The organism is Streptomyces sp. NBC_01304, from assembly GCF_035975855.1.
Lineage (GTDB): Bacteria > Actinomycetota > Actinomycetes > Streptomycetales > Streptomycetaceae > Streptomyces.
Genome location: NZ_CP109055.1, coordinates 2,758,008 through 2,772,064, shown reverse-complemented (window position 1 = coordinate 2,772,064; position 14,057 = coordinate 2,758,008). Strand labels below are relative to the sequence as shown.

At 71.8% G+C, this 14,057-nt stretch carries 5 protein-coding genes; all 5 read left to right on the top strand.

Annotated elements, in window-relative coordinates; genetic code table 11:
* Window positions 1-34 precede the first annotated feature (34 nt).
* The 5 genes from OG430_RS12070 (at window position 35) to OG430_RS12050 (ending at window position 13,917) form a co-directional block, all read left to right on the top strand.
* Window positions 35-10,699: an SDR family NAD(P)-dependent oxidoreductase gene (locus tag OG430_RS12070; protein WP_442816708.1), complete on the top strand. Its 10,665-nt coding sequence runs from the start codon at window positions 35-37 to the stop codon at window positions 10,697-10,699.
* A gap of 65 nt (window positions 10,700-10,764) precedes the next feature.
* Window positions 10,765-11,238 carry an ester cyclase gene (locus OG430_RS12065; protein ID WP_327352459.1) on the top strand — a complete coding sequence of 158 codons (474 nt, stop codon included), beginning with the start codon at window positions 10,765-10,767 and terminating at the stop codon, window positions 11,236-11,238.
* A gap of 73 nt (window positions 11,239-11,311) precedes the next feature.
* On the top strand, window positions 11,312-11,803 hold the full coding sequence (locus OG430_RS12060; RefSeq protein ID WP_327352458.1) for an ester cyclase: 492 nt from the start codon (window positions 11,312-11,314) through the stop codon (window positions 11,801-11,803).
* Window positions 11,800-13,059 (top strand): FAD-dependent oxidoreductase, encoded by a 1,260-nt coding sequence (locus tag OG430_RS12055; RefSeq protein ID WP_327352457.1) that lies wholly within the window; start codon window positions 11,800-11,802, stop codon window positions 13,057-13,059. Before OG430_RS12060 ends, OG430_RS12055 begins: the two co-directional genes overlap by 4 nt.
* Before the next feature lie 42 nt (window positions 13,060-13,101).
* Window positions 13,102-13,917 carry a thioesterase family protein gene (locus OG430_RS12050; RefSeq protein ID WP_327352456.1) on the top strand — a complete coding sequence of 272 codons (816 nt, stop codon included), beginning with the start codon at window positions 13,102-13,104 and terminating at the stop codon, window positions 13,915-13,917.
* Window positions 13,918-14,057: the final 140 nt, after the last annotated feature.

The following is a 14,057-nucleotide window of genomic DNA, read 5'->3' as shown; positions in this document are numbered from 1 at the left end:
GAACGAAGACAAGGTCCGCGACTATCTCAGGCGCGTGACGAGCGACTTGGCCGAGAGCCGTCAGCGCCTTCGCGACATCGAGGCGAAGGAGCACGAGCCCATCGCGGTGGTGGGGATGGCGTGCCGTTATCCGGGTGGTGTGTCGGATGCGGAGGGCTTGTGGGATCTGGTGGCCGGTGGTGTGGATGCGGTCGGTGACTTCCCGGGTGACCGTGGTTGGGATGTGGAGTCGTTGTACGACCCGGATCCGGAGGCGGTCGGGAAGTCGTACACGAAGTCCGGTGGATTCCTTTACGGGGCGGCCGAGTTCGACGCCGAGTTCTTCGGGCTGAGCCCACGCGAAGCACTCGCCGCGGATCCGCAGCAGCGGCTGCTCCTGGAGACGGCCTGGGAGACCTTCGAGAACGCCGGCCTGGATCCGGCGACGCTGCGCGGCTCACGCACCGGTGTGTACGCGGGCGTCATGTACGGGGACTACGGAACGCGCGTACGGCAGACGCCCGCGGAGCTGGAGGGGTATCTGGTCACGGGCAGCACGGCGAGTGTGGCGTCCGGTCGGCTTGCCTATTCGTTCGGTCTTGAGGGGCCGGCGTTGACGGTGGACACGGCGTGCTCGTCGTCGTTGGTGGCGTTGCACTTGGCGGTGCAGTCGTTGCGGCGTGGTGAGTGCGAGATGGCTCTCGCCGGTGGTGTGACGGTGATGGCCAGGCCGAATACGTTTGTGGAGTTCTCGCGGCAGCGGGGTCTGTCGGCCGATGGCCGGTGCAAGTCCTTCGCGGCTGCCGCCGATGGCACGGGCTGGGCCGAGGGTGTCGGTCTGCTGCTGGTGGAGCGTCTTTCGGAGGCGCGTCGCCGGGGCCATCGGGTCCTTGCCGTGGTGCGGGGTTCCGCTGTCAATCAGGACGGTGCCTCCAATGGCCTGACCGCCCCGAACGGTCCGGCGCAGGAGCGGGTCATCCGCAGTGCGCTGGCCGATGCCGGGCTGACCGCCGCCGAGGTCGATGCCGTGGAGGCGCACGGGACCGGCACGCGCCTCGGCGACCCGATCGAGGCGCAGGCACTCCTGGCCACCTACGGACAGGAACGAGATGCCGAACGCCCGTTGTGGCTGGGCTCGTTGAAGTCGAACATCGGCCACAGTCAGGCCGCCGCCGGCGTGGGCGGGATCATCAAGATGGTGCAGGCGATGCGGCATGGTTCGCTGCCGCGGACGCTGCACGTGGACGAGCCGAGCCCGCACGTGGACTGGGACTCAGGAGCCGTACGACTTCTTACGGAAGACGTCGAGTGGGAGCGCGGGGAGCGGCCTCGGCGTGCTGCCGTCTCCTCCTTCGGCATCAGCGGCACCAACGCCCACATCATCCTCGAAGAGACCCCCGCCCAAGACCCCCACGCCCCCGAATCCTCGACCCCCGAGACCCCCGGGACCCCCGAGACCCCCGTCAAGGAGGCCGCCGACACCCCCACCGCCTGGCCCCTCTCGGCCCGTTCGGACGACGCGTTGCGCGCCCAGGCGCGTCGGCTGCGCGACTTCGTCGCCGCCGACGGCCGACTGAACCCCGCGGACGTCGGACTCTCCCTCGCCACGACCCGCACCACCTTCGACCACCGCGCGGTGATCGTCGCCACGGAGACCGAGGCGTTCCTGCGCGCACTCGACGGCCTCGCCGCCGGGCAGCCCGCCACGCCCGGCGCCGACATCGCGCACGGCACCGTCGACGGCGACGCACGCCCCGTCTTCGTCTTCCCGGGGCAGGGATCCCAGTGGGAGGGCATGGCGGTCGAGCTGTTCGCCGCGTCACCGGTCTTCCGGCGCCGCATCGAGGAGTGCGCCGACGCCCTCGACCCCCATGTGGACTGGTCGTTGACCGATGTGCTGCTCGGCGCACCAGGTGCGCCGTCCCTGCAGCGGGTCGACGTCGTGCAGCCCGTGCTGTGGGCGGTGATGGTCTCCCTGGCCGCGCTCTGGCAGTCGCACGGTGTCACCCCCGCCGCCGTGGTCGGCCACTCGCAGGGGGAGATCGCGGCCGCCGCCGTGGCCGGAGCCCTGTCGCTCCAGGACGCCGCCAAGGTCGTGGCCCTGCGCTCGCGCGCGCTCCAGGCCATCGCCGGCCGGGGCGGCATGGTGTCGGTGCCGCTGCCCGAGGAGGAGGTGCGCGAGCGACTGCGGGAGCGCTGGGGCGAGCGAGTCGTGGTCGCCGCCGTCAACGGCCCCGGCTCCACCGTCGTCTCCGGGGACACCGAGGCGCTCGACGAGCTGATGGCCGGCTACGAGACGGACGGCGTACAGGCGCGCAGGATCGCCGTCGACTACGCCTCCCACTCCCCGCACGTCGAGGTGTTGCACGACGAACTGCTGCGGCTGCTCGACGGCATCGAGCCGCGCAGCTGCGACATCGCCTTCCACTCGACGCTGACCGGCGAACGCCTGGCCGACACCGCCGTCCTTGACGCCGAGTACTGGTACCAGAACCTCCGCCACACCGTTCGCTTCGCGCCCGTGGTCCAGGAGCTCATCGAGCAGGGCCACCACCTGTTCGTCGAGTCCAGTGCCCACCCCGTGCTCGCGTCCGGCGTCCAGGAGGCGCTGACCGCCGCCGGCCGCAAGGGCACGGTCACCGGGACCCTGCGCCGCGGCCAGGGCGGACCTCAGCGCTGGCTCACCTCCCTCGGTACGGCACACACCGGGGGAGCCGTCGTGGACTGGAGCCCGCTGTCCCTCTCCGGACGGCAGGTGGAGCTGCCCGGCTACGCCTTCCAGCGCACCGCCTACTGGCTTCAGACACCGGCGGATTCGGGCGATGCCACCGCGTTCGGTCTGCAGGGCGCCGAGCACCCCTTCCTCAGCGCCGTCGTGGGCCTCGGGGACACCGACGGTCTGCTGTTCACCGGCCGTGTCACGCTGGCCGCGCACCCGTGGCTGGCCGACCACGCCGTGTACGGGCAAGTCCTCGTGCCCGGCGCGGCGTTGGTGGACATGGCCGCCGAGGCAGGGGCGCACATCGGCGCGACACGAGTGGACGAGCTGACGCTCCAGGCGCCGATGCTGCTCACGGCGGCGGGCGGGCTGCGACTGCAGGTGACGGTCGGCGCGGCCGACGAGACCGGGCGCCACCCCCTGCGGGTGTTCTCCCAGTCCGGCGACGCGGACCCGTCGCAGGACTGGGTCACGCACGCGGAGGGCTGGCTGAGCAGCGCCGAAGTGCGGCCGACGGCCACGTCGACGCAGTGGCCGCCGCAGGGCGCGGAGCCGGTGGACCTGGCGGACTTCTACCCTCGTCTCGCCGAGGCCGGATACGCGTACGGGCCCGCCCTGCAAGGCGTACAGGCGCTGTGGCGACGCGGCGGCGAGACGTACGCCGAAGTCGTCCTGCCGGAGCCGCAGCACAACGACGCGGAGCGCTTCGGCGTCCACCCCGCCTTGCTGGACGCCACCCTGCACCCCCTCGCCCACGAGGCCGTCGCCACCGGCGGGGAACTGCTGCTGCCGTTCTCGTGGAGCGACGTGGTGGTGCACGCCACCGGGGCGACCCGGCTGCGGGTCCACTGGAGCTCGGACGGCCGGCTGACGGCCCTCGACACGCAGGGGCAACCAGTCCTCGAAGTGGGCTCACTCGCGCTGCGTCCGCTCGGTACCGACCGGCTGACAGCAGGCGGCAACTCCTCGGACGGCGAACTGCTCCACGTCGACTGGCAGCCCCTCACGGCCGAGTCGTCGGAGTCGTCGGAGGTGGAGACGGGCTCGGTCGTGGAAGTCACGGGCGCTGCCGAACTGGACCAGCTTGCCGCGTCCGGTGTGGTGCCGGAGCGGGTGGTGGTGTCGGTGGCTTCCGGTGCGGGGGAGGAGCCTGCGGCTGCTGCTCACCGCATTGCGGGTGAGGTGCTGGGGCTGACGCAGTACTGGCTGGCGGAGGAGCGGTTCGGCCAGGCCCGCCTCGTCGTCGTCACCTGCCGCGCCGTGTCCGTGGGTGGCGGTGACGCGCCGGGTGACCTGGGTGCCGCCACGGCGTGGGGCCTGATCCGCACGGCGCAGTCGGAGCATCCGGGACGGTTCGTGCTGGTCGACCTGGAGGACGAGGGGGCGACGGTTCCGGCGGCCGCCCTGTACGGCGAGGAGAGCCAACTGGCTGTACGTAATGGGGAGTTGCTTGCCCCGCGCCTCGCGCCCCTGCCCGGTGTCGCGTCGGCTCGCGTGCCCGACGCCGCTCAGGGAGAGCTTCCGACCCTGGATCCGGCGGGCACGGTGCTGATCACGGGAGCTTCGGGCACGCTGGGGTCGCTGGTGGCCCGGCATCTCGTACGCGTACACGGTGTGCGGCACCTGTTGTTGCTGTCGCGGCGTGGCGCGGACGCGCCCGGCGCCGATGAACTCCTCGCTGAACTACGAGAGTTGGGAGCAACTGTCACCTACGCCGGGTGTGACGTGGCGGATGGTGGGGCTCTTGCGGAGGTGCTGGCGCGGATTCCTGTGGAGCGTCCGCTGACTGCCGTGATCCATGCGGCGGGTGTGCTGGACGACGGCCTACTCGCGGGCCAGTCGGTGGAGCGTGTGGCGGCGGTGTTGCGGCCGAAGGTGGATGCGGCGTGGAACCTGCACGAGCAGACGAAGGATCTGTCGCTGTCGGCGTTTGTGGTGTTCTCGTCGATCGCGGGTGTGATCGGCAACGCGGGGCAGAGTAGCTATGCCGCCGCCAATACCTTCCTCGACAGTCTCGCCGCGCATCGCAACTGCCTTGGTCTGCCTGGGCATTCACTCGCTTGGGGTCTGTGGGGGCAGGCCAGTGCGATGAGTGGGCAGCTCGATGACGCGGATCGTGCGCGTCTTGCCCGTTCCGGTATCAAGGCCCTGTCCAGCGAGGCCGGGCTGGGACTGCTCGACGGTGCGCTGCGTACGGATGTGGCGCAGCTCGTCGCCGCGGCCGTCGATCGCACGGCCCTGCGCAGCGCCGATCCCGAGACGCTGCCACCGCTGCTGCGCACCCTCGCGCCCCGCCGACGCCGCACCGCAGCGACCGCCACCAACGCGGCGACCTGGGCAGAGACTGTACGAGCCCTGCCCGTCGAGGCCCGCGAACGTGCCGTGCTGGATCTCGTACGCACTGCCGTGGCCGGAGTGCTCGGACATGCCTCGGCCCAGTCGGTGCAGCCGGACCGGGCGTTCAAGGAGCTCGGCTTCGACTCGCTGACCGCCGTGGAGCTGCGCAACCGGCTCAACACCGCCACCGGACTGCGCCTGCCCGCCTCCCTCGTCTTCGACCACCCCACTCCGCAGGCCGTCGCCGCCCACCTGTGCGGCGAACTCCTCGGTGAGCCGGATGTGGAGCACGGGCGGGCGGCGGAGCAGCCGGCGCACTCGGCCGACGACGATCCGATCGTGGTCGTCGGGATGGCCTGCCGCTATCCCGGCGGGGTCTCCGGCGCGGAGGGGCTCTGGGACCTCGTGGCCGGCGGAGTGGACGCCATCGGCGACTTCCCCGCCGACCGCGGCTGGGACCTGGAATCCCTCTACGATCCGGACCCGGAATCCGCCGGGACGTCGTACGCGAAGACCGGTGGATTCCTTTACGGGGCCGCCGAGTTCGACGCCGAGTTCTTCGGACTCAGCCCGCGCGAAGCACTCGCCACCGACCCACAGCAGCGGCTGCTCCTGGAAACCGCCTGGGAGACCTTCGAACACGCGGGAATCGACCCCGCGTCCCTGCGCGGCACACGCACCGGTGTGTACGCGGGCGTCATGTACAACGACTACGCCTCGCGCGTACGTGACGTACCGGAGGAGCTGGAGGGATACCTGGGCACGGGCAGCGCGGGCAGTGTGGCGTCGGGGCGCCTCGCGTACCACTTCGGGCTCGAAGGGCCGGCGTTGACGGTGGACACGGCGTGCTCGTCGTCCCTGGTGGCGCTGCACCTGGCGGTCCAGTCGCTGAGGCGCGGCGAGTGCGAGATGGCCCTCGCCGGTGGCGTCACCGTCATGGCCACCCCCACCACCTTCGTCGAGTTCTCCCGCCAGCGCGGCATGTCCCCGGACGGGCGCTGCAAGTCGTTCGGCGCCGGGGCGGACGGAGCGGGCTGGGCGGAAGGGGTCGGCCTGCTGCTCGTGGAGCGCCTGTCGCAGGCGCGGCGGCGGGGGCACCGGATCCTCGCGGTGGTGCGGGGCACGGCCGTCAACCAGGACGGCGCCTCGAACGGTCTGACCGCGCCCAACGGGCCCGCCCAGGAACGCGTCATCAAGGGCGCGCTCGCCGATGCCGGTCTCACCGCGGGCGACGTGGACGCGGTGGAGGCGCACGGGACCGGGACGCGGCTCGGGGACCCGATCGAGGCACAGGCGCTGCTGGCCACCTATGGCCAGGACCGTGATGCCGAACAGCCTTTGTGGCTCGGGTCGTTGAAGTCCAACATCGGACACGCCCAGGCCGCCGCAGGCGTCGGCAGCGTCATCAAGATGGCCATGGCGATGCGCCACGAAAGCCTGCCCAGGACCCTGCACGCGGACGAGCCGACCCCGCACGTGGAATGGACGGCGGGAGCGGTACGCCTCCTCACCGAGCCCGTGCCGTGGGAACGGGGCGAACGACCCCGCCGTGCGGCCGTCTCCTCGTTCGGCATCAGCGGCACCAACGCTCACGTGATCCTGGAAGAGGCGCCCGCCGACGCCGAGCCCACGGTTGCCCCGCCGCTCGGCGACGGACCGGACCTCGTCTTCGAGGAAGCCGCCCTCGTCCCCTGGGTGCTGTCGGCGCGAGGAACCGAAGCCCTGCGCGCCCAGGCCCGACGCCTCCACGACCACCTCTCCCGCATCCCCGAACTCGGCGCCCTCGACGCGGGGTTCAGCCTCGCCGACGGCCGTGCGGCGTTCGACCACCGCGCGGTCGTGCTCGGAGGCGACCGCCAGGAGCTGCTGGACGGGCTCGCCGCACTCGCCGCCGGGCAACCGCACCCCCGGGTGACGGCGGGCACCGCGTCGAGGGCGGCCACGGACCGGGTGGCCTTCGTCTTCCCCGGTCAGGGCTGGCAGTGGGCCGGCATGGGTGCCGAACTGAGCGCCGTGTCACCGGTCTTCGCGCAGCGACTGGCCGAGTGCGAACAGGCACTTGCCCCGCACGTCGACTGGTCGCTGACCGAAGTCCTCGAGGACGAGGAGCAGTTGGCCCGCGTCGACGTCATCCAGCCGGTGATGTGGGCGGTGATGGTCTCCCTCGCGGCCGTGTGGGAGTCCCTCGGGGTCGTACCGGCCGCGGTGGTGGGCCATTCCCAGGGCGAGATCGCGGCGGCCTGCGTCGCCGGTGTGCTGGGGCTCGACGACGCCGCGAAGGTGGTGGCGCTGCGCTCGCGCGCCATCGCGCGGATCGCGGGCGACGGCGGCATGGCATCCGTGGCGCTCCCGCCCGACGAGGCGGCGGCCCTGCTCGCCGAAGTCGCCGACGACCTGCACGTGGCGGCGGTCAACGGCCCCGCGTCGACCATCGTCTCGGGCGCCGCCGACGCCCTGGACGCGCTCATGGCCGCGGGCGACGCACGCCAGGTGCGGGTCCGGCGGGTTCCGGTGGACTACGCGTCGCACTCCCCGCACATGGAGCGGCTGCGCGACGCCCTGCTGGCCGCGCTCGCCGACCTCACACCCCGTCAGGGACGGCTGCCCTTCTACTCCACGCTCGCCGGGGAGCTGCTCGACGACACCACCGGCATGGACGCCACGTACTGGTACGAGAACCTGCGCCGGCCCGTGCAGTTCGAGCGCGCGATACGCGCCCTGGTACGGGACGGCTTCGGCGCCTTCGTCGAGAGCAGCGGCCATCCGGTCCTGGCGTACGGGGTGGAGGAGACCCTGACCGACATGGGCGCCGAAGCGCTGTTCGTCGGTACGTTGCGCCGAGGCGAGGGCGGCATCGACCGCTTCCTCGACTCGGCGGCCGAACTGCACTGCGGCGGCGGCGCCGTGGCCTGGACGGCGCTCCTGTCCGGCGACGGCCGGCCGCGCCGCCGGATCGAGCTCCCCCCGTACGCGTTCCACCGCGAACGCCACTGGCTGGACGTGCCGGCCGGGGCCGGGGACGTCTCCGCCGTCGGCCTGCAGCGGACGGGCCACCCGCTCCTCGAGGCGGCGGTGGACCTAGGCGGCGACTCGGGCGTGGTGCTCAGCGGCCTCGTGTCGCTGGCCGCGCACCCGTGGCTGGCCGACCACGCCGTGGCGGGCGCCGTGCTCCTGCCCGGTGCCTCCCTCGTCGAGCTCGCGGCCGTCGCGGGAGCGCGCGCCGGCTGCCCCGCCGTCGAGGAACTCACCCTCGAAGCGCCGCTCCTGGTGCCCGACGAGGGCGGAGTCCGGATACAGGTGACCGTGGGCGCCCGCGTGGACGACCGGCGTCCGGTCGTCGTGTACGCCCGTGTCGGGGACGACGAGGAGTGGGTGCGCCACGCCACCGGACACGTCCTCGCGGAGGAGGCTCCTGCCGCGGCGGACTGGGCCACAGGCCAGTGGCCGCCGGCGGGCGCCGAGCCGGTGCACCTCGCCGGCGCCTACGACCGGCTCGCCGAGCGCGGCTACGAGTACGGGCCCGTCTTCCAGGCCCTCGACACCCTGTGGCGGGTCGGCGACGACCTCTACGCCGAGGTCTCCCTGAGCCCCGACACCGACCCCGGTGGCTTCGCGTTGCATCCGGCGCTGCTGGATGCCGCGCTGCACCCCTTGGTGCTGACCGGACAGGACAGCACCGGAGAGGTGCGGTTGCCGTTCTCCTGGGGCGGTGTGCGCCTGGACGCCGTGGCGGCCAGGAGGCTGCGGGTGCGGCTCGGCGTGCGCGGCAGCGACGAGTACGTCGTCGAACTCGCCGACGAGAACGGCCTGTTGGCCGGACGGGTCGCCGCGCTGCGGGCCCGCCCCATCACGCTGGACCGCCTCATGCAAGCGGCACGGGGCGCCACGGGCGGGCCTGCCGACGGCGAGCTGATCAGGGTCGAGTGGCAGCCGCTTCCGGTGCCGGCGGTGGCCGAGCCGGGCCGCGTCGCCGAAGTGTCCGGCATCGAGGAGCTCATGGAGCTTGCCGCGTTCGGTGTGGTGCCGGAGCGGGTGGTGGTGTCGGTGGCTTCCGGTGCGGGGGAGGAGCCTTCGGCTGCTGCTCACCGCATTGCGGGTGAGGTGCTGGGGCTGACGCAGTACTGGCTGGCGGAGGAGCGGTTCGGCCAGGCCCGCCTCGTCGTCGTCACCTGCCGCGCCGTGTCCGTGGGTGGCGGTGACGCGCCGGGTGACCTGGGTGCCGCCACGGCGTGGGGCCTGATCCGCACGGCGCAGTCGGAGCATCCGGGACGGTTCGTGCTGGTCGACCTGGAGGACGAGGGGGCGACGGTTCCGATGGCCGCCCTGTTCGGTCGTGAGTCTCAACTGGTCGTACGTGAGGGAGTGTTGTTCGCTCCTCGGTTCGGCCAGGTCCCGGTGTCCGGTGCGCGGGAGCTCCCGGTCCTGGATCCGGCGGGCACGGTGTTGATCACGGGAGCTTCGGGCACGCTGGGGTCGCTGGTGGCCCGGCATCTCGTACGCGTACACGGTGTGCGGAATCTGTTGTTGCTGTCGCGGCGTGGCCAGGATGCGCCCGATGCTGCCGAAATCGCCGCAGAGTTGGCTGAGTTGGGGGCAGCTGTCACCTATGCCGCGTGCGATGCGGCGGATGCCGATGCCCTGGCCGGCGTCCTCGCCGCTGTCCCGGCCGGGCGTCCGCTGACTGCCGTGATCCATGCGGCGGGTGTGCTGGACGACGGCCTGTTGGAGGGCCAGTCGGTGGAGCGTGTGGCGGCGGTGTTGCGGCCGAAGGTGGATGCGGCGTGGAATCTGCACGAGCAGACGAAGGATCTGGAGCTGTCTGCTTTCGTGGTGTTCTCGTCGATCGCGGGTGTGATCGGCAATGCGGGGCAGAGCGGCTATGCCGCCGCCAACACGTTCCTCGACAGTCTCGCCGCGTATCGCAACTGCCTTGGTCTGCCTGGGCATTCGCTGGCCTGGGGTCTGTGGGGGCAGGCCAGTGCGATGAGTGGGCAGCTCGATGACGCGGATCGTGCGCGTCTTGCCCGTTCCGGTATCAGGGCTCTTTCCAGTGAGGCCGGCCTGGGGCTGCTCGACGGTGCGCTGCGTACGGATGTGGCGCAGCTCGTCGCCGCTGCCGTGGATCGCACGGCCCTGCGCAACGCCGATCCCGAGACGCTGCCACCGCTGCTGCGCACCCTCGCGCCCCGCCGACGCCGCACCGCAGGCACCAATAAGGCCTCACGCGGCGGGGATTGGGCCCGGACCATCCGCTCCCTGGAGGCGCGGGAGCGGCCGGGTGCGGTCCTGGCACTGGTCCGGTCCACCGTGGCCACCGTGCTGGGGCACGCCGATGCGGCGACCGTCGCAGCGGACCGGGCGTTCAAGGAGCTCGGCTTCGACTCGCTGACCGCCGTGGAGCTGCGCAACCGGCTCAACACCGCCACCGGACTGCGCCTGCCCGCCTCCCTCGTCTTCGACCACCCCACTCCGCAGGCCGTCGCCGCCCACCTCGCGGAGAGCGTCTTCGGCCTTCCCGCCGCAGCCGGCGCGGGATCGGACCGGATCACGGAGGAGGGGCCGCGACAAGAGGCGCGGCGAGATGAGCTGCGGCGGCTGGAAGAGCTCTTCGCGACCCCGGTGAGCCCGCGCGAGATCTTCGCCCTGATCGATGCCGCGAGCTGATCAACCCCGCCGGCCGATCAACGCCCGCTGAGCAACCACTCATTCACACCAGGAGAGGAACCGCCATGCCCATCGTCGTGCAGGAAAATCCCGAGACCCACGTGAACACGGACCTCTGGCACCGCTGGGTCGACCTGTGGAACGGGAATTACGACCTCGCCGAGAGCGTCATCGCCCCCAAGCTGGAGACCCATCTCCCGGCTTTCGGCAGGCCCTTCGAACTGGAGCCGATCGACAGCCCGGACTCCCTGGTCCGCTGGCTCGAACAGTGGCGTTCCCGATTCTCCCTGTCGCTGCTCGCCACCGAATTCGGCCCGTTCGTCAACGACGACCACATCCTCGCGCGCCGCAAGTTCACCGGCGTATGGCAGAGCGGCGAGCCGCTGGGCGCAACGGCTCGCGCGGGCACCGAGGTCGAGTTCGCAGGCGTGGACGTCCTGCGGGTCGAGGACGGCCGCGTCGCGGAGTACTGGGTCGGCGACAACCTCATCGACATGTACGTACGGCTCGGCGCGATCCGCAACCCGGTCAGGTCCTGACGCCCACCGCCACCACCCGCCCACCCAACACAACGACCTACGACTCACGAGCAGCAGAACGAAAGGGACGCAGATGTCCAACGCCGTCGTGGATACGCCCGCGGTACGCGCCAAGGCCGACCTGTGGCACCGCTGGATCGGCCTGTGGAGCGGTGACTTCCCCGACTCCGAGAAGTTCGCCGTCGGCGACAGCATCATCGCGCCGCACCTGGTGTGCCATCTCGCCGCCTACGAAATGCCGGAATCACACCTCATCAACAGCCCGGAAGCCGTGGTCCGTTGGATCGACGTCTGGCACTCGTACTTCTCCGAATCGAAGATGATCACCGCGGTCGGCCCGTTCGTCAGCGACGACCACGTCATCGGGCGGTGGAGCTTCCGCGGGACCTGGCAGGGCGGCAAACCGCGCGGAGCCACCGCCCCGGCCGGCACCGAGGTCAACATCCAGGGCCACGACATCCTGCGCCTCGACGAGAACGGCCTCATCGCGGAGTACTGGGTCGGCGACAACCTGCTCGACATGTACGGCCAGGTCGCAGCGATCAGGGAGCCGGCAGCCTCATGAACCACTCCACCTATGACGTGGCGATCGTCGGCGGCAGCATCGCCGGCTGCACCGCGGCGATCCTCTACGCGCGGGCGGGCGCACGCGTCGCGCTCATCGAGCGGCACAAGAGCCCCGACGCCTACAAAGTGCTGTGCAACCACTACATACAGCCCTCGGCCGTGCCCCTCATGCGGGAGCTCGGCGTCACGCCGCTCATCGAGCGGGCGGGCGCGCCGCGCACGCTGCCCGTCGCCTGGTGGACCCGCTGGGGCTGGATCGAGCCGGAGCCGGAACCCGGCGGCGAGCCACTGCCGTACGGCTTCAACGTGCGCCGCGAGACGCTCGATCCGATCGTGCGCCGCATCGCCCTGGACACCGAGGGCGTCGACGTTCAGCTGGGTGCCAAGGCCGTCGACCTGGTGAGCGAGGGCGGGCGCACCGTCGGCGTGCGCATCAAGCAGGGCGGCGAGGAGCGGGAGATCCGGGCCCGGCTCGTCGTCGGCGCGGACGGCAGGAACTCATCCGTCGCCGAGTACGCGGGAATCCCCACCAAGTCCGTCGCCAACAGCCGCTTCAGCTACTTCGCCTACTACCGCGGGGACGTACTGCCGAAGTCGGATGTGAGCTACATCTGGTTCGGCCAGGACATGGCGTACGCCAATCCGACGGACGGCGGGCTCACGGCCATCGCCTGCGCACCCGGCAAGAGCCATCTGCCCGCGTTCAAGGCTGACTTGGACGGTGCGTACACCGAGTATCTGAGCAGGCTGCCGGGCGGCCCCGACCTGAGCGCCGGCGAACGCGTATCGAAGATCATCGGCACCACCGACTACCCCCTGCTGCAACGCGAGCCGACCGCGCCGGGCCTGGCGCTCGTGGGGGACGCCGGACTGTGCTCGGACCCCATCTGGGGCGTCGGCGTCGGCTGGGCCTTCCAGTCGGCGTCCTGGCTCGTCGCCGCCACCAAGGAGCGGCTGCACCTCGGGCCCGGCGAGGTGGACCGCGGCCTGGCCGAGTACCGGCGCGAGCACCGGGCCCGGCTGCGCGGCCAGCAGTTCCTCATCGCCGACTACGCGGGCGGACGGCCGATGAACCCCATCGAGCGGCAGCTGTTCGCCGGGGCGGTCCGTGATCCGCAGACCGCCCGTCATCTGCACCGCTACGCGAGCCGGTTCATCGGGGTCCGGGAGTTCCTCGCCCCGCGGGTGCTCGCCCGCGCGGGGCTGGTCAACGCCCGGCACCGGATCCGCGGCGCCGCCCGTACCTCCCTCTGACACCCGCACCGCCTGTTGGTCATACGACTTGAAGGAGTCCCGATGTCCGACCCGACCCGAAGTGATGTGGACCTTCCCGCGCTCGACCCGTCCTGGTGGTCCTGGCACTCCGCGCACGGCGGGCTGCTCGCCGCGATGATGATGCGGCACGCCCGGCGCCTGGCCGGTGGAATGGCGCCGCGCTCCGTGCACGCCTCGTTCCTCGCGCCGGTCCGTACGGCACCGCTGCGCCTGTCCACCGAGGTCCAGCATCGGAACCTTTCGAGCGCCGTGACCCGGTCGACGCTGCACCACGACGGCCAGCCCGCCGCCACGGCGACGGCGCTGTTCGCGGAGGACGCCACCGAGGACAGCACGCTGTACCGCAAGTCGCGCGTCCCCGACGTCCCCGACGTCGCCGACTGCCCGGAACTGGACCTCCTGCCGGACCTCATCCCGGTGGCCCAGCACCTCTCCGTCCGGATGGCGCCCGGCGCGCGCCCGCTGGCGGGCGGCGAAGAGGCCCAACTGGCCGCGTGGATACGGCTGAAGAACCTCGACCTGGAACCGGCGGAGGCGGTCTTCGTCCTGCTCGACTCGATGCCACCGGCGCTCTACGGGGTCCTGGACGAGCCCGTCCCGGTGCCCTCGGCGGAGATCTCGGTGCGCTTCACCGACCAGGTGACGGACGGGAGTCTGGACGACTGGGCCCTGATCCAGGTCCGTACCGAACAGGCCGGCTCCGGCTGGACCCTGGAATCGGGCTCCTTGTGGACGCCCGACGGGACGCTCCTGGGCGTCAGCCTGCAGACACGGCGCATCGTGGCCCCGGCCGCCGACCTGCGGGACGCACGGGCGCGGCTCCCACAGAGCGCCTGACATCCGCCCGCCCTCGACCTCACCCCCGAACCCACCCCCGACCTCACCCCCGAGCCCGCCTCTGACGGGTTCCCCCCAAGCCTGCCCCTGGCCCTGTCCCCCGGGGCCAGGGGCAGCTCCCTGGGAGGGGGGGCCAGAGA

Coding starts and splice junctions, on each gene's coding strand:
- OG430_RS12065 (WP_327352459.1), top strand. CDS start 10,765: ATGCCCATCGTCGTGCAGGAAAATCCCGAGACCCACGTGAACACGGAC.
- OG430_RS12060 (WP_327352458.1), top strand. CDS start 11,312: ATGTCCAACGCCGTCGTGGATACGCCCGCGGTACGCGCCAAGGCCGAC.
- OG430_RS12055 (WP_327352457.1), top strand. CDS start 11,800: ATGAACCACTCCACCTATGACGTGGCGATCGTCGGCGGCAGCATCGCC.
- OG430_RS12050 (WP_327352456.1), top strand. CDS start 13,102: ATGTCCGACCCGACCCGAAGTGATGTGGACCTTCCCGCGCTCGACCCG.